This is a genomic window from Dactylosporangium sp. CA-139066 (genome assembly GCF_050936175.1).
Taxonomy (GTDB): domain Bacteria; phylum Actinomycetota; class Actinomycetes; order Mycobacteriales; family Micromonosporaceae; genus Dactylosporangium.
Map to the genome: position 1 here is coordinate 7,733,811 of NZ_JBNJNH010000001.1, position 21,774 is coordinate 7,755,584.

Here is a 21,774-nt window from a genome sequence, read left to right on the forward strand (position 1 = left end):
CCCGCGGCGGCGAGCCACCAGGTCCGGGTTGACCGGGATGACGGTGAAACCGGCCTCTACCAGGGTTTCGACCAGCAACCCGTGCCGGCGACATTGTTGGAGTTGTCGTAGAACCAGCCGGCGGTCTGGTTGGCGGTGGACTGGCTGCTCGACGGGGCGTCGTACTGGCCGATCCTGCGGTTGAGCCAGTCGTACGTGTACGACGTCGTTTTCTGGCGGCTGTCGGTGACCTGGGTGAGGTTTCCGTTCTTGTCGTACTGCATGCTGACCGTGCCGGCGTCGGGGTCGGTGCTGTCGGTGCGCTGGCCGAGCAGGTTGAACGTCGACGTCCAGGTGTTGCCGGAGGCGTCCTTGGTGCTGTTCTGGTGGTCGCGGTTGTCGTAGCCGTAGGTGGTGGCGGTGGTGGTGCCGCCGGTGACGGTCCAGATGCCGGTGAACGTGTTGCCGGGGGTGTGCAGGGTCGGTGCGGTGATGTACTGGTCGAGATCGGCGATCCGGCCGGCCTTGTCGGTGACGGTGGTGTGGGCGATGCCGCCGGTGGGTGGGATGACGGTGGTTTTGTCGCCGTTGTACACCTTGGTGGTGTTGAAGATGGCGACGCCCTTGTCGAGCTTGGTGTCGACGACGGCGCGGCCGAGCCCGTCGTAGGTGTACTGGTCCTGGTTGGTGACCTGGACGCCCAGATTCGTGGCCGAGGCGGTACGGGTGCTCGGGGTGTTGGCGCCGTCCCACCAGGCGTTGTACGTGGCCCGGGTCCAGCCGCGCGAGTCGTAGAAGGCGTCGGTGACGACGCGGCCGTTGCCGTTCGCGGCGCTGGTCTGGGTTTGCCGGACACGTAGCTGTGCGTCGTAGATGGAGATGGACGTGACGCGGTAGCCGTTCTCGAGCAGTCGGGTGGTGGTGGCTGTGGTGGTGTCGGTGTTGGACACCGTGTAGGTGTAGTTGGCCGACAGGCTTGTGGAGCGGGAGTTGAGCCAGACGGCGTTGGAGCGGCCGAGCGTGTCGTAGGTCTGGGTGGTCACGACCGTGTTCGGGTCGGTGACGGTCCGAGTCAGGGCGCGCACTGGGTCGAGGGTTGTGGCGACGGACTGGTTTAGACCGCGTCTCATTTGGGGTTGTTTGTCGCAATAAGGTGGAGTCGTGTGGCGCGGCGAAAGCAGATGACGGCGCAGGCGAGGTGCAGGAAAGCAGTGAAGTGGGCGGCTTTGCGTTCGTAGCGGCGGGTCAGGCGCCGGAACCGGGAAACCCACTCGAGGGTGCGTTCGATGACGTAGCGGTGCCGGCCGAGGCGGGTGGAGGATTCGATGCCCTTGCGGGCGATCCGGGCGATGATGCCCCGCTTGGCCAGGGCCCTGCGGCAGGAGGAGTAGTCGTAGCCTTTGTCGCCATGCAGTTTGCGTGGGCGGCGGCGAGGCCGGCCGACCGGCTGACGGATCGGGGCGATCGAATCGACCACCGCTTCGAGCATCCGGTGGTCGTTGACGTTGGCCGCCGATACGCACACGGTCAGCGGTATCCCGGCCCGGTCGCTGCACGCATGGATCTTGGAACCCGGCTTGCCGCGGTCCACCGGGCTGGGACCGGTCAGATCCCCCTTTTCAACGCCCGTACGTGCATCGCGTCAACCGACGCCCGTGACCAGTCGATCCGCCCGGCAGCGCCGAGGATGTCCAGCACCGCCCGGTGCAGCGCGACGAACACCCCCGCCTCGACCCACTCGGTGAACCGCCGGTGCGTGGTCGCCCGCGACACCCCGAACGACGCCGGCAACGCACGCCAGGAACACCCGCTCTGCAGCACATACAACATTGCCGCCAGCAACGCCCGGTCATCACCCCGGCGGCGTCCACCGCCCTGGTGCCTTTGCGGCGCAGCCGGCAGCAACTCACGAGCCAGCAGCCACAACGATTCCGGACAATATTTATCTACATCGGTCACAGCCATCGACCGAACACCTTACCCGGCCTGCAACCCAAATGAGACGCGGTCTAAGGGCGTTGGTCACGGTCGTGCCGACGGTCAGTCCGGCCGCCATGGTGTAGGCGGTCGTAGTGGTGTGGTCGTTGGCGTCCCAGACGGTGACCGGCCGGCCGTAGCTGTCGAAGGCGGCGCGGTTCTTCGTTTGGTAGGTGGTGGCGTCGACGGCCTGGCGCACCATGGTGACGTCACCCTTGCTCGGCGTGGTGGCCTGCGGGAACGTGGTGGCGAAGTTCGTCTGGTCGTCGAAGAACGTCAAGGTGTCGCTGATGACCTGGGCCGGGCGGGTCACCGAGGCGGGTGCGGTGAGGGTGTTGACCGCGGCGGGTACCGACGGTGGGCTGCCCTCGGTGAAATGGTTGCAGGCGACGCTGTCGGTCTCGACCCGGGCGATCAGGCCGACGAGGTTCTTGGCCGTGTTCGGTGCCGCATAGGTGGTGGTGGTGCACTTGTCGTAGACAGGGTCGGCCGGGACAGTGTGGCTATAGACGGCAGTGGCGAGGCCGACATTGGTGTCGGTGATGGTGGCGACGTCGACAAGCCTCGCCGACGGCCAGGCCTGCTCCAAGCTGCCCGCCCATCGCCGCGGATAACGCCATCACCGACGTAACACCGGCGCAGGCTGCTCGACGGCTTGCCGCAGGTCTGCGGTCGACCGACGAGCGGCCGACGGTTATTGCTCACTCCGTTGCACACGTTCTGGAGCAGCACGTTGCGGGAGCCCAATTCCCTGGCTCTGCTCTACTTGAGGCTCTGCCGAGGCACGGCTCTCGGTACATCACTGTGTTCCGGGACCTCGTCCAACACCGCGTCGTAAACGACGACTGGGAGCGTCCGAAGCCGCCGTCAACTGGGCCGATGCCCGTCGCGTGCGTGCGCGGCTCGACCGGCAACTGGTCCGGCTGACCGCCGGGCAAGGTCGGCATCAGCACACCGATCACGGCGCACGATACACCGCCGGTCTTGGCCCGCATCCGTACCGGTGCAACGGGCCCTCGACGGGCCGCGCCGCGAGGTGTGGTCACCGGCGGCGCAACGTGACGTCGTTCATCGTGGGGCCAATCGTCACCTGGACCCGTGGCAGCCTTGAGGCGTGCGCGGAGACCATCGGCGGGCAATCACCGCAACGGGCACGATTCGTTCCAAGTCGGTACTGACCACGGGCGCCCCGGTGGCCGTGCCGAGTGAGCTGGTCGCACTAGACGAGGACCCACGAGGCCGTCGCCTCGCTGGGACCGATGCGCCCTATGACGTCGGCGACGGGGTTGGCGCGGCGCAGCGGGGTTACCAGTTTGCGCGGTCACCAGGGCCACACCTGGACGGGCGCTGCTGTGCCAGTCGGTGATCTCAATGGTCGCCGTCCGCGGACGGCCGACGCCGTAAGCGCTCCACAACGGCTGCCCGGTCGGACCGGCCCTCGGCAGCGGAGCGGTCGCGCCAGTGCGCGATGACAACAACTGGCGGGCGCATGGCGAAGCGACGCAAGCTGGCACCTTGGAGGGACGCCGGCGACCCCATCGATGCCGTTTACATGGTCCTGCGTGCCGCGAGGCAGGATCCGAAGTCGTACTGAATGCAACCCGAGGGCTATCTGTCGGTAATCCGACAGTGCAGAATGTATATGTGTCGATCACTGGGGGTTGGCTCGCGATCGAGCTGCACGGCGGTGGCGCCCGAGCGGTGGTGGCGTGGCCCGACGCGACCGTTGTGGTGTTGCCGGACGTTGCGCCAGTCGATGGTGCCGGGATCGCGTCGCGCAGTGCAGGAGCGTTGGCGGCTGCCTGGGATACGGGTGGGCGCGGCGGCCCGCTTGCTGGGCCGCAGCTGGTTGAGCTGTTCGGTCGGGTGCGGCTTGCCGCGCAGCGGGCGGCTGATGGGGTGCCTGGTTCGGTGACGGTGGTGGTGCCGGCTGGCTGGGGTGCTCGCCAGTTGCCGGTGGTGCGGCAGGCGGCGGCAGCGGCCGGGTTTGGTGCGGTGGAGGTGATGCCGGCGGCGGTGGCGGTGGGGTGGCATCTGCTGGCTGGCGGGGTGTGGTTGGAGCCGGGGGCGTCGGTGCTGGTGTGCGGGGTGGACGGCGGTTGTGCGGCGACGGTGTTGCGCCGCTCCGCGGAGGGGTTCGAGGTGCTGGCGGCGGTGGATGGGGCCACGGTCGCGGCCGAGCTCGCCGACACCGCGGAAGCCTCGGGAAGCGATCTGATACGGGAGGTGGCGCGGCGGGCGATGGTGGGGGCGCAGGTGCCGCCGGGCATGTTCGATCTGGTGTGCGCGGTCGGCCCGGATGCGGACGCCGGCGTGGGTCGCCTGTTGACGCAGGTGTGTGCGGCGGAGCCGATGCTGGTAGCCGAGCCGCAACTGGCGGCCGTATTGGGTGCCGTGCAGCGCGGGCCGGTCCCGGGTTCCGTCGAGGTGTCGGCGGACGGCGGGGTGCCGTGGCGGGACTTGGTGGGGGTGGCGCTCGCGGTGGTGGCGTCGCTGGGGTTGTTCTCGCAGTTCCTGGCTGGGGGGCAGCGGTACGGGCCGCGGGAGAAGCTGACGGTGGGGATGGTGCTGGCGCCGTGGGGCGAGCTGGCGTTCGCCGCGGTGTTCGGCCTGGTGGCGGTGGCGGGTGGGCTGGTGCTGGCCGTGACGGCGCAGCACCGCCCTGCCGATCCGGGTGATGCGGGCGGGGTGGGCTGGGTCCGCGGCCGGGTGGAGGCGGTGGCCTTGGTCGCCGCGGCCGCGGGTGGGCTGGTGTGGGCGGCCGGGTATGCGCTGCTGGCGGCGAGCTACTTCGATGCCGACATCGGTGGGTTCTTGCGCTGGTCGGTGCTGCCGCTGGTGCCGGGAGTGGTCGCGCTCTGTGTGCTGGCGGTGGTGGTGTGGCGGCGGGCGACGCCGCCGGCCGGGTCGTGGGCGCAGTGGCTGCGCTTCCCCGCGGCGGCGGTCGTGTTAGCGGGTGTCGGGGCGGCGTTGATCGGCTGGGATGAGACCGGGCTGCCGTGGCTGCTGCGGCCGTTGGCGTGGCGGCTGTACCAGTGGATGCCGGACGGGCAGACGACGATCATCGGCCCGGTCGGGCGGCTCGGCGGCGCATTGGTCGGCGTCGCAGTGGTGCTGCTCGCGGTGCGGCGGCCGCTGCTACGTCTGCTGTTCGGTGTGCCGGCCGGGGTGCTGGTCGCGGCGATGCTGTCGTGGCGGGTGACCGGTGCGCTCGCCGTCGGGTTCGCGCTCGCGGTGGCGGCGTGGTGGGCGATGCGCGCGGCCGTACCGATGCTGCGCCCGCTCCTGCTGCGCCCAACGGCGAGCAGCCCCCCGCAGCCGAACGTGCCGGGCCTTGGCGCCAGTGCTGACGGCCTGCCGGGTGCGCCGTACGGCGGCCCGCGTGGTCACCATCCGGGGTCGTGGTCGGGTGCGGTGCACGGCGGATGGGGCGGTGACGGGGTCGGGCCGCGGTGAGGATCGTCGGGCGGCTCCTGGCGGGGCTGATGGGCGGCGTGCTGCTGCTGGCCGCGTTGGCGGTGCTGCCGGCCCTGCTGGTGGTGATCATGCGGGCGGTCGACTGGGACTGGCGTGGCCTGGTCGCGGAGCCGATGTCGGCGCCGGGCGCTCTCGCCGCGTTGGTCGGTGCGGGGTGGCTGGTGTGGCTGGCCGCCCTCCGCGCCGTGATGGCGGATGTGATCGCGGCCGTCCGGGCCGGGCCGGCCCGGGTGGTACGGCTGCCGGTGCCGTTGCACACGGCGGTGACCGCGACGGTCGGCGGGGTGCTGCTGGCGGTGCAGGCCGCGCGCGGCGGCACCGTGGCAACGCCGGCTGCGGCATCCCCCGGACCAGCCGTTACGGCCGGCGCCGCGACGACATCGTCGCCAGCGCCGGACAGCGACGGCACACAGCCGGGCCCTGTCGTCCGGGCCGACGCGGGCGTGCGGGTACCGGGTGGCTGGCTGCCGTGGCCCCTCGTCGCGGCGATCGCCGCGACGGTGACCCTCGCCTGGGCATACCGCCGACGCCGGTACGAGCCGCGGCCACCGACCGGCTGGCAGCGCCACGACCCCGATCTGCCCGAACCAGACGCCGCCGGGCTGCGGCTGCTCAGCGCCGTACAGCTCGCCGTCGACCATGAACCGGAGATCGGCGAGGCGGCTGCCACGACACCGCGGCCGAGCGACAACCTTCCGCCCCATGAGGCTGATGCTGGCCATCCATACGGCGTCGCCGATGCGTGGCTGCCGCGCGGGGTGCTGGCGCTGCTCGGCACGGGTCGCTACGACGCGGCCCGCGGCCTGCTGATCGCCCTGCTGGTCCAGCCACCGGACCTGCGCCCCGGCATCGTGTGCACGCCCCAGTTCGCCGCCACCGTCCTGGGCGCCGGCCACGTGCCGATCCACGCCCCGTCCGCGGACCGCGCCGGCCCGCGCGCCGCAGCTGACACCGTCCTGTTCGCGGTCGGGCCGGGACGGATCGAAGCGGACGCCGTCGCTGCGCATGAGGTCGGGTCCGGCCGCCTGGTCGGTCCGGTGACGGCCTTGAGTGCCAGGCGCACGATCCAGCTCACCGCAACCGACCTGGGCAGCAGCTGGCATGTCGGCGAGGACGGGGCGACGCGCGCCGCCGCCGGCCGCACACCGCGGGTCGGGCGCCTACCGGTGCTCGATCAGGCCGCAACCATAACCCTGCTGACCAGCCTCGGGATCCTGCCACCCGCCACAGCAACGGAAGGCGCAGCGGCCGCCAGCGGCGCCGCCGGGTGTGACGTCGCCGAGGCGGCCGACGTGCCCGCCGCCTGGCCTGACCCGCCGCCGGCCGAGGCCGCAGCCGAGCGGCGGCTGCTGATCCAGGTCCTGGGCGAACCGCAGGTGCTGCGACCGCACCCGGACGGCACCCACAGCCCGGTCGGGATACGCCGCACCGCTGGACGGCAGATCCTGGTCCTGCTGGCGCTGCACCGCGCCGGCGTCAACGCCGACGTGCTGAAGGAGGCGATCTGGCCCGACGTCCCGTCCGCCGCGGCGCATCGGCGTTTTCTCACCACCATGTCCGAGCTCGGCCGCGCCCTGCACACGGCCGCGGGCCGGACGGTGCTGCGCCACGACGACGCCGCCGGTATCACCCCACGCCGGTACCGGCTCGACCCGGCCGCAGCCCAGGTCGACATCTGGCATCTGCAGGACCTGGTCACCGCCGCCGTGACGAGCGCCGACCCCGACACCCGCCGGGCGTTGCTGCAGGCGGCGGCCGGCCTGAACCGGGGGGAGCTCGCCGCCGGCTGGGACCGCCCATGGCTGCTGCCCGACCGGGAGCGGCTGGCACGACATCTGCTCGACATCGTCGTCGAACTCGCCGACACCGAACCCGACCACAGCACCGCGCTGCGCCTGCTGCGCCAGGCGCTGCGCCTGGCGCCCGGCAACGACGCGGTCTACCAGCGGATCCTGCAGCGCCACGCCGACGCTGGAGACGCCGACGGGCTACGCCGCACGACCGCCGCGTTGGCCGAGCACCGCACCAGCACGGTCCGGCCACCGGAGCCGTACCCCACCGGACCGTCCGCAGCGGCACCGCACGCCCCCGGCCACACGGACAGTCCGAGCGATGCCGGCAGGCCGGCCGCGACCGAACGGAGCAGCACGTGAGCAGCCCCACGCCGCCAGGAATCCCTGAGCCGCCCGCCGGGCCGGTGTCCCGGGCGCGTTCAGCGGCGCTCACCGCGGGCACGGCGAGCGCCTGGCATCGCGCCGTCCTCGTGCCGGTGTCCGCCGGGCATCATCCGCCCCTGCCCACAGGGCACCGCATCCCGCTCCCCCTCGTCCCCGACCAGCTCCGGCCGCCTGCTCCCCCAGGCGCCCGCGCACGCAGCCCGCGGCCGGCGACACGACGGCGGGTCGCGCTCAGCGCCACCGCCGTCGCGGTGGCCGTGCTGTTCGTCGCCGCCGTCATCGTCATCCGCCAGTCATCCGAGCCCGGCCCGGCAGACGTGGTCCGGGCCTACTTCGCGGCACTGGCCGCGCACGACCCGACTCGGATGCCAGCCGGCCAATGCCGCGGCAACCCGCTCTGCGAACCCGGCGCGCTGCGCCAGGGCTACCAGCCGCCGCAGGACGTGACCGTCGGCGCGGACAGCGGCACCAGCGACGACCGGCACGTCCCCGTCACCTACACCCTCGACGGCCGCACCGTCACCGACACCGTCGACGTGCACGGCATCGGCCGCGGCGCCTTCGGCGGACGCGTCTGGGCCCTCACCAGCCAGCCCGGCGCCCAGCTCACCCTGCCCGAGCAGACACCCGCCCCCGTCACCCTCGCCGCCGCCAGGCTGCCGATCACCGGCTCCGCGCCGGTGGCCCTCCTGTGGGCGCCGCCGGGCCAGTACACGCTCACCCGGCCGGCCACCGCACTGCTGCAGGGCGTGCAGCAGCAGCTCACCGTCACCAGCGGCCCGCCCATCCCGATCACCCTCGACACCACCCTCCTGCCCGGCGTCGCCGAAACCGTCGACACACTCGTCCACGACCGCCTCGACGCCTGCGCCGCCAAACACAGCTTCACCCCAACCATCGACACCACCACCAACGGCTGGCACGGCTGCCCCATGTCCTACCTCGAGCGCTACGCCATCACCGACAACCCGACCTGGACCATCCAGCGCTACCCGACCCTGCACACCGAACCCGCCACCGACGGCGCGGTCACGGTCAGCACCACCAGCCCCGGCCGCGCCGTCATCCGCTACCGGTGGACGACCGGCATCGTCGAACCACGCACCTGGACCGACGCCACCGACACCGTCGACATCACGGTCAGCGGACGGGTCACCGCGCCGAACGGCACCCTTGAATGGCAGCCGACCTAGTCGGTAACGCGCCCCCGACCGCGCCGTGCACCATGAGGCAGGCTCACTCGGACAGCCGAACGGCATGGGCGTCCCGCTCAAGGTCCTCCAGCTGTGCGACCGCGTCGAGGAAGTGGCGCTGCTACGGCACGAAATCGACTGCGTGGCCCCCGAAACAATCGTTGAAGATCGCCGTACCGCGACCGCCGCCCTCCATTCGGTCATCGGCCCTTCGGGGCACCGGTCGGCCCGAAGGTCACCTACCGAGCCTTACTGTCGCTCAAGGGACGAGCGCACGGTCGGCAGCAGGCCAGGACACTGCGGACGCAACTCATTCGACGATCTCGGCTGATACGGGTACGGCCCGAACGGAACCTGACCACAGCGGCAGCCGCCAACCCAGCCAGGTGTGCTCTACTTGCAGCCGTGACGGGACAGTACGCCGATCAGGTCGAGTGGCAGGGTGAGCCGTTCGACGTGACCGCCGTCGACGGCAGCGGCCTGTTCGAGGCGACCGGCGCGCGGCCGACCAGCACAGCGTGCTACCGCGGCTACATCGCCTCGTACCGCATTGACGACGGCCGGCTGGTCCTCACCGAACTCGATACCGACCCGGCCTACGAACGGCGAACACCTCCGCGTGACGCCCGTTGCGGAACGTGGCACACACGTGTACCGGCGATTGGCTGTGCCGGTCGCATTTACCGGCCGGCTTCGACGCCGTTATGGCATCACACCGAACCGGGCGCAGACCCGGTCATTCGCCTGCCGGTCTTTCTTCGGTCGGCGGCAGGTTCGCCGCAAACCACGCACGGACACTCGACCGAGTCAACAACACCAGATATACCGCTGGCCAGATGCCCTGGGCGACAGCCGCCTGCGGGCCGCGGGCAAACACGTACAACACCGCTACGGCCAACCCGACCCAACACAGCGCCATCGTGACCAGCCAGGCCCAGCGCAAACCGACTTGGAGTGCTCGCGCCAAGCCGACGTATAGCGATCCGTACAGGGCCTGACCCCACACCGGCAACATGCTGGTCACGGCTCCGGCAGAGCTGCCCAAACCGACCAGCGCGTACACGACAACCAGTCCACCGCCGATATAGAGCAAGATCGCCAGCACCGTGACCAGGGGCGGCGGAGCAGCGGGACGTTCGGCCATCGCGGTATTGAACCAAACCCACAGCAACCGCGCCATGCTCTAGGGGACCAAACCTTCGCTCCTTGCACGACTACTGAAGCCGCGGCAATAGTGATGAGCATCTTGGGGCATGTCCGCGCACTCGATCAGGTTCTGGTGCTCGAGAGGTAAGCTCGCCGTTCGGTCGGAGGGAACGGGGGATGGACAACCTTGTCCGCGAGGCGCGGGACGCGTGGACGGCCCAGGACTGGCAGCGGTCGGCGGTGTTGAACGAGCAGCTCGCCGTTGCGGCGCCGGACGACGTGCGGGTCGGCTAGCTAGGGGCGCGGTGAGGCCAGGCGTGGGACCAGGTCACGGCACGCCCGTCACCTTTGGTGAGGGCAGTTGTGGCTAGGCCGGTCGGCAGCGCACGCTCATGCCAAGTTGCGGACTTGGCCGCCCGGGACGTATCAGCCCGATTCAGGTGTTCGGGATACGACCCGGACGTGGTGGGCCGCTAGCGGTTGCGGTGGAAGATCTCATCCACGGCGAGGACCATGCATCCCCAGCTCGCGTCGCGGCGCCCCGCACGGCGCCCGGGACCGTTGAACTGGCCGAGCAACGCCAGCCCACCGTAGCGGCGGATCTCGCGGTTGACGGCCACCTCGTTGCCGCACCGGGTTAGCTCGTCACCGGCGTAGTACAAGGCCTCGGGCCAGCCCGACAACACCATCGTGTCGCCATGCTCGGCAACGGACAGTCGTTGCCGCATCCAGTCCCAGTTCCGGTTGTCCACCGGGGGGCGAGCGGCCGGAGTCAGCATGGTCGACAACCTTCCCCGGCCAGCACCGCACCCCAAGCGTGCCCGGACCGACGGCCAGATCGACGGTCGCAGGTGCACGTCCCGGCGCACGATGACCAGGTCCGCCAGCCCATGGCTGTCGGCCCACGCAGCTACCCACTCATCGACCGGATTCGCTCGCAGAGGCAAGAACACGGCGCTATGTGGACTTACGGCGGCCAACCGGAACAGCGCACCCAACCGCAGCAGATCCGCCCGGGAACTGGTCAAGGCGCCGGTGTGCTGCCACAGCACCCTGGTGATATGGGTACGGCGCAGCGGCGCCGCTGTCATGACGACGCGTTGCAGCCGGGCAGTGCCGGAGACGTAGTGCACCCACATGCGCAGCCGCATGCGGGCCGCAGCCGAACGATCCACCACGCAGGCACCGTAGGCTGAGACCCGCCTTACATCAACCGAAATCAACGCCCGTGGCCGGATGGCGCCTTCTATCTGGGCCGGGCTACCGGATCTGGCCGATGAGAGTGCGCGTCAGCCCGGGCAGCGCCGTTCGTTACCGGCGCGAGCCGGAGCGTGGTCACCCTGGGGTGGCTAGCCGGTGAATGGAATTTCGAACAGCACAGTTTGCACCGGTGACCAAGGTCACGGGCACATGGCGGACGGTCGGATCCCTAGACTCCCGCGGAGTCACACGATTCGAAGGAGATTCGTTTCATGCGTCACCTCACGGCCGCCATCGTCGCGACGGCGGTGCTGTTCCTCGGCGCCGGCTGCGGAGACAGTGGCCCGGCCGAAGCCGATACCGCTACCACGACCTCAGCCGCACCAACTGCCTCGGTGTCAGCCTCACCAGACGGCCAGGTCTGCGTCGACCTCAAAGCCGTCCATCTGCAGTACTCCGTCAAGTTTACCGAGAATGTGGAGAAGACGACCGCCGCGATCAAGAAGGGCGACGACGCGGCCATCGACGCTGCCGAGAAAGAAGAGCGCGCCACGGCGGTCGAGTGGAGCGGCAAACTTGAGCCGCTGGCCGCTCAGGTGCAGGGACCCGAGTTGCGCAAGGCACTCGATGACCTTGTCGCCGCCCTCAAGCGCTACAACGCGGGCAACGGCGCCGACGGACTCGCCGACCTGCTGCAGCGCAGTCGGGATACAACCGCCGCGTTGATCAGGTCCTGTCCGTAGCCGAAGCCCAGGCCCGAGCTCGACATCATGATCGGTGACAGAACCGGCTGTCCCCGGACGACTCGGCAATTCCATCGATCTGTGGCCGTTGACCGCAGCGGCTGTCCGGTGGGATCCGGGCCTCTTGTGATAGCCCTTGCACGATGTCGGCACGGACCGCGGTCGGATCCCGGGCGAGCGGGAGCCGGTAGATGTAGGTGGGCGGCACTTGCGAGAAGGTCGGGGTACTGACGAGCGCAGCGAGCCCCACGCTCCGCGGTACGATCGCGGCCCGCGGGACGAAAGCCGGAAGGCCGGCCAGCACGACCTCCACCAGCACGCTTGCGTCGGTCTCATCCTCGGTGTCCCATAGATCGGACCAGTCCTCCGCGTCCAGCATCGACACGTAGCACCAGTCGTCATCGATGAGACCGACGATGACCACCTCCGCCACGTCGCCGGCGTCGTCCCGACTCTCCCCGTCCGAGGTGTAGGTGAACGTCGGTCCGTTGTCGCCGGGAGCCGCGTCGAAGACGGCCGGGCAAGTCCTCCACCGGAACGAGCCGGTCCTTTACGCTCGGTTTGCTGCGAAACGGCCTCAGGGCGGTGGCCGCCGCCGTGCTGACGACCGGGCGGTCCTTGCGGCGATCGCGTACATGGTGCAGCCGGTTGTTCGTGGCGGAAGTTGCCCGCGGTGTTCTTCGGTGTTTCCCGGCCGACGATGCACCGCCGGTTCACCGAGTGGACCAGGCGCGGGCTGTGGGAACAGATCCACCACGAGCTGCTGCACCGGCTGCACGTGGCCGGCCAGATCGACTGGTCACGGGCGATCGTCGACTCGATCAGTGTCCGGGCCTTGAAAAGGGGGATCTGACCGGTCCAAACCCGGTCGACCGTGGCAACCGGGCTCGAAGATTCACGTCCTGTGCGACCGGCGCGGCGTGCCGCTGCAGGTGCTGATCTCCGCCGCGAACACGCCGGACGCGCAGCTGCCGTTTCCGATACTGGACTCGCTCACAGCAGTGCGGGGCAGGCGTGGACGACCGCGCCACCGACCCGCAAAGCTCCACGCGGACAAGGCCTCGGACGCACCCCGAGACACCCGAGTAGGCCGCGTTACCGCCGTCCTTCGGTGCTGGTGACATGCCGCCATAACGTCGTTGGGCTGCGGTGTTACCTCGTGTGATCCGGTGTGTCGCGCTGTGACGCCGCGATCAGGGTCACTGCGACCGATCCACCGTTACCGTCGCCAATGTCCATGACCGTGAATGGCTGGTGGTGATCATGCGGAGGGTTTTGGCGGAACGCCGGGCGGCGTCCGACCTGTACAGCGATGGCGGTCTCTGGCGCCGATACCGCATCGCCAGGGCGCGGGCCGTTGCTCGCGCGGCGGCGGGCACGCTGCTGCTGCTCACGGCGGTGACCGGGCTGCCGGTCGCGTTGCTGCTGCTCCAGCGACCTATCTTCGACGGGTTCGATCTGGCCGGGGTGGTGGCCCAGCCGATGAGTGCCGGGTTGCTGGCGGTCCTCGGCGTGGCCGGCGGGTGGCTGCTGTGGCTGTGGCTGGTCACCGCGACCGTGCTCGACGTCGCCCGGGCCGTCCGTCGACTCGGCGCGCCGATGCTGCTGCCCGCTCCGCTGCACGCGGCGGTGGCGTCGATGGCCGGCATCGTCGTCACCGCGACCGGACCAAGCGCGGCACACGCGGCGGTGGCACCGGCCGCTGCCGTCCACACCCCCGCCGTGGCCTCAGGCGCCACGACCGCAGCGCCGCCGGCGGTCGCCGGTCCCAGCCCCACCACCTGGAGTCATCCGACCACGACCGATCCCGCCGACGCCGTGCACGCGGCCGCGCCGACGCTCGGCAGCCCGCAGGTCTCCTACCTGGTGCGCCGTGGTGACTGGCTGGGCGCGATCAGCGACCGGTACCTCGGCACCTTTGACCGCTACCCGGAGCTGCAACGCCTCAACCCCGGCCTTATCCCCGACACGGCAGGCCGGCGCGGCCCGGACCACATCGAAGCGGGCTGGCGGCTTGTCCTGCCCACCGACGCCCGCGACCGTGGGACGCGTCGGCATGCCACCGGGACCACCACGTCGACCGGTACCGACGCCACCGCCCCAAGCGGAAACACACCTGCGGGGCCCGCCACGAGTCCGCCGGGCACCGCAACCACCGCCCCGCCGGGCGCGAGCCATGCCGCCGGGGCCTCCCCCACACCCGGCAGCAAGCAGCCCGGACCCGCCGACCGTCGCCAAGGCGAGGGCGTCGCGTTGCCCGGCGGTTGGATCACGCTGCCCCTCGCCGCGGCATTGGCCGGTGCCGCCGCCATGGTGTGGCTGCGCCGCCGCCACCGCTACGGCGCCACATCCCGCACCACCAGCGACCACCCCGACGACCCGCACCTGCGCCCGCTGCCGCCAGTCATGAACCGCATCCGCCGCGCAGTCCGCCAGCAGCGCCCGGACCTGCTCAACCCGCCGACCTCACCGCAGCCGACCGTCGCCGAATACACCGCTGCCAGCGCCGACCAGCGCCCACCGCTGCCGCCCATCGGGCCCAACGGCCCGCACCTGGCCGGCGTCGGCGACCGAGTACCCCCGGGCGGGCTCGGGCTGGTCGGAGCCGGCGCCGAACCGGCCGCCCGCGCCCTCCTCGTGGCCGCCCTGGCCTCCGGCACACCAGCCGACCCGGACGCCAAAGGCCAGATCATCGCACCCGCCGACACGCTGACCACCCTGCTGGGCGCCGACGCCGACCACACCAGGCAGATCCCGCGGCTGCACGTCACCAGGAACCTGTCCGAAGCGCTGACACGCGCCGACGAGCTGCTCATCGAGCGGCGGCGGCTCCTGGAAGAGTACGACGCCGCCGACCTGACCGAACTGCGCGCCGCCGACCCCTACCACCCACCCATGCCACCGGTCCTGCTGCTCGCCGAAACCCCGCCCAGCCAGCTGCAGGCCCGGCTGAGCACCACCCTGCATCTGGGCGCCCCGCTGCAGATCAGCGCGGTCCTGCTCGGCGAATGGCCCCCCGGCGACACCCTCACCGTCGACATCGACGGGCACACCACCGGCCGCGACAACGACCGGCTCGCCGTGCTCGACATCCCCACCACCCGGAACCTGCTCGAGGTCCTGCGCGAGGCGCACACCGGCCAACCCAGCCCCGCTTCGCCGCCGGCACCCACTGCCAGCGGCATCGATCTGACCCCACCCGCGCCCGCCAGCGCAGACCCGGAAAGCCCAGACAGCCAGCCACAGGCCGCGCCCAGCGCGGCGACGACTGCACCCGCCCCTCCCGAAACCCGCCGCCACAGTGCGTCGCCCGACGTGCCCGCCGCGGCGCAACACGCCGCGGACACCGCTGACATTCGCCCAACCCCCGACCGCGCACCGATCCCTGCCCCCGCGGCACCCACCCGCCCGCCAGCCACGGCCACACCGCGGCGTGCGGTCCACATCCGGCTCCTCGGCGAGCCGACCATCCTCGACCGCGACGGCTGCCCGGTATCCGGACTGCGTCACCACGCCCGGGAGCTGCTGGTCTACCTGGCCGTACACCGCAGCGGCGCGGACCTGTCCGACATTATGGAAGCGTTCTGGCCCGCCGCCACCGTCCGCCGCGCCGGCGAACGACTCTCCACCGAAGTCGGCAACCTGCGCCGGCAGATCCGGCACGCCGCCGCCGACACCACCATCCAACCCGTCATCAACACCGGCGGCCGCTACCACCTCGACCCCAACCTCGTCGACCTCGACGTGTGGCAGCTCACCGACGCACTACGCCAGGCCAGCACCACCACCGAACCGACCAGCCGGGCCGCACTTTTGCGCCAGGCCATCGACGTGCACACCGGCCCACTCGCCCAAGGCCACGACTACGACTGGATCGAACAACCCCGCGAGCAACTCCGCCGGCACGGCATCCGGGCCCGGCTCAGCCTCGCCGAAGTCATCACCGCCGACGACCCCCGCGGCGCCGCCGACCTCATCCACGCCGCAGCAGCCCTCGACCCGATCAACGAGGACCTAGCCCGGCACGCCATGCGCGCATTCGCGCGCCTCGGCGACGCCCCAGCCGTACACGGCGTGCTGCAACACCTCAGTGCCGCCCTGGACGACATCGACGAGCAACCCTCCCCCGACACCATCGCCCTCGCCGCCCAGCTGCAACGCGACCTAACTACCGGCGACCGTCCCGCCAACGAGACCGGACACCAGGACCCGAACCCATGAACCAGCGTGACCACCCGGCCGTCGTCAACCGCGGTGCCTGGCAGGTCCACGGCAGCCTCACGCGCAACCTGTCGGCCGATGCGGGTCCCCCGCTCAGGCTTGCCCTGTCTCCCCTACAGCCCGCATGGGCTGCGCGAGCCAGTCGAGGTGGTCATCGCCATGCTGCCGTACACCCGAGCCGAAATTGCCAGCCGGCGCCGCGCCATCCGGAGGATGCCATGACGAGCGCACCAACAGACGACCTGGCCCATCCGCGGGCCGGCCACACCAACACCATCGTGGACCTCGATGCCGACCTGCAACGCACGGTCAGGCACACCGCCGTCATGCGGCAGCTCTTCTACGTCGTCGTGCTGCTCGTCGCCCTCGCCGGGCAGGTGTCCGGCGCGGTCGAGGCACTCGGCATCCCCCTCATCTGGGCAATCCCCGCAGTCGGCGCACTGGAGCTGGGCGGCATCGTCGTGCTGGCCAACGCCGACGTGCGCCGACGCCTCGGCGAACGGGCGACCGCCTCGCGGCTGCTGTCCGCGGTCATCGCCGCGTCCGCCGTCGCGTTCAACTGGACGGCCCACACCCACAAGCTGCTCGCCAGCTTCTTCGCCGGCATGTCCGCGCTGGGCTATCTCGTCTGGCTGATGCACACCGAGAACCAACGCCGCGACCGGCTACGCGCCACCGGCGACCTGCCACCGACCACCCCCGCCTACGAGGTGCTCGGGCACTGGATGCGCCACCCCTGGCTGACGCTGCGGGCGAAGAACCTCGCCAAAGCAGACCCTCGGCTCGGGCTCTACACCTCGCTCGCGACAGCCAAGGCCGAAATGCGCAAGCAGCTGCGCACGAACGCAATCGCCAAGGTGCTACGCCGCAAGATTCGGGCCGCGGTCGACCCCACCACCGCCGACATAGCAATCAACGTCTTCGACCTCGACCAGATCGCGATGCGCCTCGCCAACGGCGCCGACTACGACGGGCTCACCGCGCTCATCGCCGCGGATCTGGCGCCCGCCCGGCTGACCTGCGACATGAGCACCCAGTTCGACCAGCCAGCCATCGCCGCGGCCGGCACGGCCAACAGGAGCCTCCCAGATCCGGACGGCTTACTCGCCGCCGACACCGTCGACGTCCCGGCCGCAGCCGCCCCGGGGCTCTCGGCCACGACCCGGCCCGCTGCGCCAGCTCCCACCCTTGAACCACCACCGCCCACGAACGTGCCGGCACCACCCGCTGAACCGCCGCCATACGAGCCGATCAGCCAAGAGGACGCGGCCATGTACCAGGCATGGCGACGCGGCATCGCCAGCGGCCAGGAACCCACCGGCGCCGACCTGGCCCGAGCCGGAGGCCGCATCAACGACAACACCGGCATCGGCCGCCGCGCCGCACGCCGATACCGCAATGCCCACGCCAACCAGTAGACCGGAAGCGGACGCCCGTAATCGTTAGCCACATTCCCATGGTCGCCAACCCGTGATTGGACACGCACGCGACCCGACCAATCACTCAACAGCTAGGACGAGCACGTGCGCCCCACGGACTAGCTGTCCATACTCGTGCGTTGTGATCAAATCCACTTGAAGCAGCCTGGATATAGAGGCGCGAAGAAAGCCTACGGCTGTGTCGAGTTCCAACTGGAGAGGGCTACTTCCGACAGGTACAGGCGAATACTCCACGTCATAACCCCGTCACTAAAGACCTTGAAGCATCAGGGTCTGTCACCGTGGCGGTGACAAACCGGTCGCGGCCATGAAGCCGTCGACGAGGCCGAGCTTGTACTGCATGCGTTTGAGGCGGTTCTTCGCGAGGTGGGCGAGGTTGGTGATGTTGTGGACGGCGAGGTTGGCGAGGCTGCGTTTGAGGTGGGCCCAGATGCCTTCAGAGGGGTTGAGTTCCGGGGCGTAGCTGGGCAGTTGGTAGACGCGCAGCCAGGGCCGGGTGGCGATCAGGGCGCGCATGGTGGTGGAGCGGTGGCCGTGCAGGTTGTCCCAGACCAGCACGATCGGGCCGCCGAGTTGCTGGTGCGCGGCGTCCAGCAGCGCGGCGAAGTCGCGTTCGCGGAAGCCTTTCGGCTCGCCTTTGCGGCCACGGTGGATCATCATCCGGTAGATCAGCCGGCTGCGGTGGCCGGGCTTGTAGGCGACCAGGCCGGCGATGGAGATCCGGCCGGAGCCCTTGCCGGTCACCTTGACCACCGGCGTGCGTCCCCGCGGGGCCCAGGTGCGGGCCTTGGCTGGTCTCAGCGTGTGTCCGGCCTCGTCGGCGAAGCAGAGCCACGCGCCCAGCCTGCGCGCGACCCTTTTACCGCCGGCCACTGCCGGCGCCGCCAGCGGGCGATCTCCTCTTCGTCGCGTTCGACAGCCCGGTGGATCGGCAGTTGCGGGTCCAGCCGAGGCGCCGCATGAGCAGCGAGACACCCTTGAGGCTGTACCGGACCCGGAACCTGCCGGCGATGAGGTCGGCTACCCGGGCCAGGGTCCACCGCTGGTCCTCGGTGAACCCGGCCGCGGCCGGCCCAGCCTCCAGCAGCCGCTCGAGCTGGCGCACCTGCTCGACGGTCAGCTTCGACGCCGGACCGCTGGCACCCTTCGACGCCAACGCCGCCTCCCCACCGGCCAGCCAGGCCCGACGCCAGGCGCGCGCCGACTTGGCCGACGCCTCCAGCCGCGCCGCCACCTCGACCGGCGACAGACCCGACGCGAACAACGCCGCCGCCTGCCGGCGTACCTGCTCGCGTTTCGCCCGCCCGGGCGGGCTTACCCCGCCGCCGTCCGCATATCGCACCCATCGATCATGCCGATCGTCCTAAATGGAGTCCATCGACACGCCGGACCTCAATACTTCAATGTCTTTAGCCACTCGCCGCAGCGGAGGAGGAGCGAGAAGGTTCTCGTTGTCAAACATGAGATCCTCCTCAGCGTGGAAGCCCTCGTGGTCTTTTACAATCCTGATGCCCAACACCGACGGCGCCAGCGTCGTGGTCGGGGTTCCCGTACCGCCGCGTCACACACGAGCGGCGCATCCTGCTGGTGCTGGACAACGCCGACAGCGCCGGCTCGGTCGTCCCGCTGGTACCGCCGGGCGACGCAGCCGGAATCTGATTACCGCGCGATGTCCCCTTCGAGCGCTCGACGAGCCGCTGGACATCCGCCTTGCCGGCCTGCGGCCGGAGGACGCCCGCGACCTGTTCATCGACGTGGCCTGCGGGGCCGCCGTACCGGATGCAGTCGTCGATCGAGTACTTGCCGCCTGTCAGCACCTCCCGCTCGCGATCAGGGTCGCGGCGGCACGCGTCCGTGGGCAGTCGCCGCTCGCGGCCGCCGATCTCCTAGTAATGTTCGAGGACGACACCCGGTTGCTGACCGTCATGGACGACGGAAGCCGCAGCGTGGCGCGGTCGTTCGAGTCGGCGTGCGCGGCACTCCCCAGCGATCTCGCGACTACGTTTGCCATCTTGTCCGTCCACCTGGGACACAGACTCGACGCTTGGGCCGTCGCCGCCGGCTGAGCAAACGGTGGTGGTCACGCCGCGAGCGCGACGTGACCACCACGCACCATTACTCCGACTGCGGCAGCCAGGTCGAGCAGATCACGGACAGCTTCACCGTGACGTTCAGGTTGGACTGCAGCGAGTTCGGGTTGTAGAAGTACACGCTGCTCAAGCCCGGGTAGCTCCGCAGCGAGATCGGGCCGACCACGGGGCCGTTGGTGGTTTGGAGCGAGCCCTCGAGGACGTACGGATTGGTCGACGGGCACTTCACCTTGACGGTGTTGCCGAACCCCGGCGGGGTACCTCCAGCGTTCCAGACCAGGACCTGACCGGACGGCAGGGTGGCGGCGTGGGCGGGGGTGGCAATGGCAGTGATGCCGGCCGCGGCCAGCACTGTGACGCCGATGCGCAGAGCCTTCATGATGATGGGTCTCCCTGAGTAGTCGAGAACGAGCAAGCACAGGGAGCATGCGCACCGCCACTTCACGGCCACTTGGAGATGACTTGTGGCGCCAGACCCGACTCAATGCTCCTGCCGGTAACGGGGGGAACGATCAGGCCGAGTAGCCGCGGCCGATCGCCACCGCCCGCCAGGCCGCATAAATCGACAACCGCCGCCATCGAACGCGTTCTGATGCACTGAGGCTATTTAACTGGCGAAGTGCATGTATGCGAACCAGTCCGTATTAGGTTGGCGATGATCATGTCCGCGCCGTCCGGTCGGGCTGCGGATGGATTCCTTCGCCGCGCGGGACGACCTGAGCAGAATATGGATCGTTGGGTGTCGCAATCGTCGGCATCGTTACTCCGGCAGGCATTCAGCTACGGCCGTCGCGGTGCGCTGCGCGGACCCGCCACCATCGGGTCAGCAGCCATCCGAACAAGGTCGCGCCGATGAGGCCGTATCCGAGGTTGATCCATGCTCCGATCACCGGGGCGACGCCGAGCTGGTGCAGTTCGGCGGCCTTGCCTGCCGGCATGCCGGCAGACACCTGCCACAGGGCGCCCGCGGCGACAATCGGCTGTCCGGCGAGACCGAGGAGCGATAACCGCGTCGCCCACACCGCACGGCGGAGGACGCCCGCAGCGAGTGCGGTGAGCGCGGCCGCGACGCTGAGGAAGGTCACTCCCGCCGCGGTGCCGAGTCGCGTGAAGGCGGGCCCAGCCGTGCTTGCCGCCAACACTGCACCGGCCAAGGCGAGCGCAGCGACGGCGGCGCGCAGCGGCTGGTGAACCAACGATGGTGTCGGCGGCTGCACCGGGGCGTCGCTCGAGGCCCGAGCGTGCCCCGGCCCGGCGGTCGGAGCTTTCAGAAAGGCGGTGATGACGGCGGCGAGTGCCGGCCAGTCCGGTGCGAACCAGACCAGGTGACTTCGCGCGTGGCTTTCTACCAGTTCGGCGCCGTGGATGCCGGCCGCGAGGGACTCGGCGTGCGCGAAGGGCACGCCACCGTCGGCGCGGGTGGCGATCACCAAGGTCGGTTGGGTCACCCTGGCGGTGACGTTCGGCGTGGGCTGTAGATCGTTGAGGAACCCTCGCCCGGACCGCATTGCCGAGAACAGTGCCAGGAGCGTGGCCCGGTCGTCGTCCTGGAGGTCGGCAACGGCGGCGGTCGGGTGATTCGACACCCCCGCCAGTACCATGCGCAGGGCGGCGACCGGAGCGGCCCGCAAGAACAGCCGCATGCCGGTCCAGGTGACCACCTCAATCCCGGGTCGGAACGCGACGTAGGAGCCGAGCCGGGTGCGCAGGTCCGGCCATGGCAGGAACCCGACCGGGCTGATGAGCACCAAGCGCTGCACGAGGCCAGGGTGGCGGGCGGCCATGGTGACCGCAGTCGGTGCACCGCCGGAGATGCCCACGACAGCCGTGACACAGGTGATGCCCAGGGCCGCGCAGAGCTCGGCGACGGCATCGGCGAAGTGTGCCGGCGTGGGTCCGGCCTGGAGCCGTGTGCGGCCGTACCCGGGCCGGGACGGCGCCAGGACAGTGAATCCGCCGGCAGCGAACGAGTCCTCGCCCAAGGCCAGGCCGGCACGCATGTGTCCGCCGTGCATGATCAGAAGCACGTCGTCGCCGCGCCGCTCGAGCCGATACTCGATCGGACCCGACTCGAGCGCGCAGACCTCGGTGGGTCGCCGAACGGTCGTCATGGAGTGCCTCCCAGTCGTCGT

The 21,774-nt window shown here is 70.3% G+C and carries 17 protein-coding genes and 1 pseudogene; 8 read left to right on the plus strand and 10 right to left on the minus strand.

Annotated features, from left to right (window positions below):
* Window positions 1-56: 56 nt before the first annotated feature.
* The 3 genes from ACQEVU_RS35370 to ACQEVU_RS35380 form a co-directional block, all read right to left on the minus strand.
* Window positions 57-1,064: a hypothetical protein gene (locus tag ACQEVU_RS35370; protein WP_433331371.1), complete on the minus strand. Its 1,008-nt coding sequence runs from the start codon at window positions 1,062-1,064 to the stop codon at window positions 57-59.
* 41 nt (window positions 1,065-1,105) lie between these two features.
* A protein-coding gene (locus tag ACQEVU_RS35375) for an IS5 family transposase (RefSeq protein WP_433321780.1) occupies window positions 1,106-1,944 on the minus strand; the annotation gives its coding sequence in 2 pieces (ribosomal slippage) (window positions 1,106-1,597 and window positions 1,600-1,944; 837 coding nt in all).
* Window positions 1,922-2,545 (minus strand): hypothetical protein, encoded by a 624-nt coding sequence (locus tag ACQEVU_RS35380; RefSeq protein WP_433331373.1) that lies wholly within the window; start codon window positions 2,543-2,545, stop codon window positions 1,922-1,924. The genes ACQEVU_RS35375 and ACQEVU_RS35380 overlap by 23 nt, the downstream gene beginning before the upstream one ends.
* 1,055 nt (window positions 2,546-3,600) lie before the next feature.
* Between ACQEVU_RS35380 and ACQEVU_RS35385 the strand changes: the two genes are divergently transcribed.
* From ACQEVU_RS35385 to ACQEVU_RS35395, 3 genes are read left to right on the plus strand one after another with little or no spacing between them, the layout of a single operon-like run.
* A complete protein-coding gene (locus tag ACQEVU_RS35385) occupies window positions 3,601-5,412 on the plus strand; it encodes a hypothetical protein (protein ID WP_433331375.1) in 1,812 nt (603 codons plus the stop codon).
* A complete protein-coding gene (locus ACQEVU_RS35390) occupies window positions 5,409-7,586 on the plus strand; it encodes an AfsR/SARP family transcriptional regulator (RefSeq protein ID WP_433331377.1) in 2,178 nt (725 codons plus the stop codon). The genes ACQEVU_RS35385 and ACQEVU_RS35390 overlap by 4 nt, the downstream gene beginning before the upstream one ends.
* Window positions 7,583-8,803 carry a hypothetical protein gene (locus tag ACQEVU_RS35395; RefSeq protein ID WP_433331379.1) on the plus strand — a complete coding sequence of 407 codons (1,221 nt, stop codon included), beginning with the start codon at window positions 7,583-7,585 and terminating at the stop codon, window positions 8,801-8,803. The genes ACQEVU_RS35390 and ACQEVU_RS35395 overlap by 4 nt, the downstream gene beginning before the upstream one ends.
* A 736-nt stretch (window positions 8,804-9,539) precedes the next feature.
* On the opposite strand, the gene ACQEVU_RS35400 is transcribed toward ACQEVU_RS35395, so the two are convergent.
* Both ACQEVU_RS35400 and ACQEVU_RS35405 read right to left on the minus strand, forming a co-directional pair.
* The gene (locus tag ACQEVU_RS35400; protein ID WP_433331381.1) at window positions 9,540-9,983 is read right to left on the minus strand and encodes a hypothetical protein; all 444 of its coding nucleotides are present in this window, start codon (window positions 9,981-9,983) and stop codon (window positions 9,540-9,542) included.
* A 439-nt stretch (window positions 9,984-10,422) separates the two neighbouring features.
* On the minus strand, window positions 10,423-11,127 hold the full coding sequence (locus tag ACQEVU_RS35405; protein ID WP_433331383.1) for a hypothetical protein: 705 nt from the start codon (window positions 11,125-11,127) through the stop codon (window positions 10,423-10,425).
* A gap of 294 nt (window positions 11,128-11,421) precedes the next feature.
* On the opposite strand from ACQEVU_RS35405, the gene ACQEVU_RS35410 reads away from it, so the two are divergent.
* Window positions 11,422-11,892, plus strand: a complete 471-nt coding sequence (locus ACQEVU_RS35410; RefSeq protein WP_433331385.1) for a hypothetical protein — start codon at window positions 11,422-11,424, stop codon at window positions 11,890-11,892.
* Between the two features lie 25 nt (window positions 11,893-11,917).
* Here the strand turns inward: ACQEVU_RS35410 and ACQEVU_RS35415 are convergent, their stop codons facing one another.
* Window positions 11,918-12,325, minus strand: a complete 408-nt coding sequence (locus tag ACQEVU_RS35415; RefSeq protein ID WP_433331387.1) for a hypothetical protein — start codon at window positions 12,323-12,325, stop codon at window positions 11,918-11,920.
* A 222-nt stretch (window positions 12,326-12,547) separates the two neighbouring features.
* Here ACQEVU_RS35415 and ACQEVU_RS35420 point away from each other — a divergent pair.
* The 3 genes and pseudogenes from ACQEVU_RS35420 to ACQEVU_RS35430 all read left to right on the plus strand — a co-directional run.
* A pseudogene (locus tag ACQEVU_RS35420) lies at window positions 12,548-12,745 on the plus strand (IS5/IS1182 family transposase); the annotation flags it as partial.
* Between the two features lie 410 nt (window positions 12,746-13,155).
* The gene (locus ACQEVU_RS35425; RefSeq protein WP_433331389.1) at window positions 13,156-16,113 is read left to right on the plus strand and encodes a BTAD domain-containing putative transcriptional regulator; all 2,958 of its coding nucleotides are present in this window, start codon (window positions 13,156-13,158) and stop codon (window positions 16,111-16,113) included.
* 218 nt (window positions 16,114-16,331) lie between these two features.
* A complete protein-coding gene (locus ACQEVU_RS35430; RefSeq protein ID WP_433331391.1) occupies window positions 16,332-17,531 on the plus strand; it encodes a hypothetical protein in 1,200 nt (399 codons plus the stop codon).
* 297 nt (window positions 17,532-17,828) lie between these two features.
* Here ACQEVU_RS35430 and ACQEVU_RS35435 read toward each other — a convergent pair whose 3' ends face one another.
* On the minus strand, window positions 17,829-18,527 hold the full coding sequence (locus ACQEVU_RS35435) for a transposase (RefSeq protein WP_433331393.1): 699 nt from the start codon (window positions 18,525-18,527) through the stop codon (window positions 17,829-17,831).
* Window positions 18,412-18,894, minus strand: coding sequence for a winged helix-turn-helix domain-containing protein (locus tag ACQEVU_RS35440; RefSeq protein ID WP_433331395.1), 483 nt, complete (start codon window positions 18,892-18,894; stop codon window positions 18,412-18,414). The genes ACQEVU_RS35435 and ACQEVU_RS35440 overlap by 116 nt, the downstream gene beginning before the upstream one ends.
* A gap of 166 nt (window positions 18,895-19,060) precedes the next feature.
* On the opposite strand from ACQEVU_RS35440, the gene ACQEVU_RS35445 reads away from it, so the two are divergent.
* Window positions 19,061-19,618: a hypothetical protein gene (locus ACQEVU_RS35445; RefSeq protein WP_433331397.1), complete on the plus strand. Its 558-nt coding sequence runs from the start codon at window positions 19,061-19,063 to the stop codon at window positions 19,616-19,618.
* 49 nt (window positions 19,619-19,667) lie between these two features.
* Here the strand turns inward: ACQEVU_RS35445 and ACQEVU_RS35450 are convergent, their stop codons facing one another.
* Both ACQEVU_RS35450 and ACQEVU_RS35455 read right to left on the minus strand, forming a co-directional pair.
* Window positions 19,668-20,021 (minus strand): hypothetical protein, encoded by a 354-nt coding sequence (locus ACQEVU_RS35450; protein ID WP_433331399.1) that lies wholly within the window; start codon window positions 20,019-20,021, stop codon window positions 19,668-19,670.
* Between the two features lie 397 nt (window positions 20,022-20,418).
* On the minus strand, window positions 20,419-21,753 hold the full coding sequence (locus tag ACQEVU_RS35455; RefSeq protein ID WP_433331401.1) for an alpha/beta fold hydrolase: 1,335 nt from the start codon (window positions 21,751-21,753) through the stop codon (window positions 20,419-20,421).
* Window positions 21,754-21,774 lie beyond the last annotated feature (21 nt).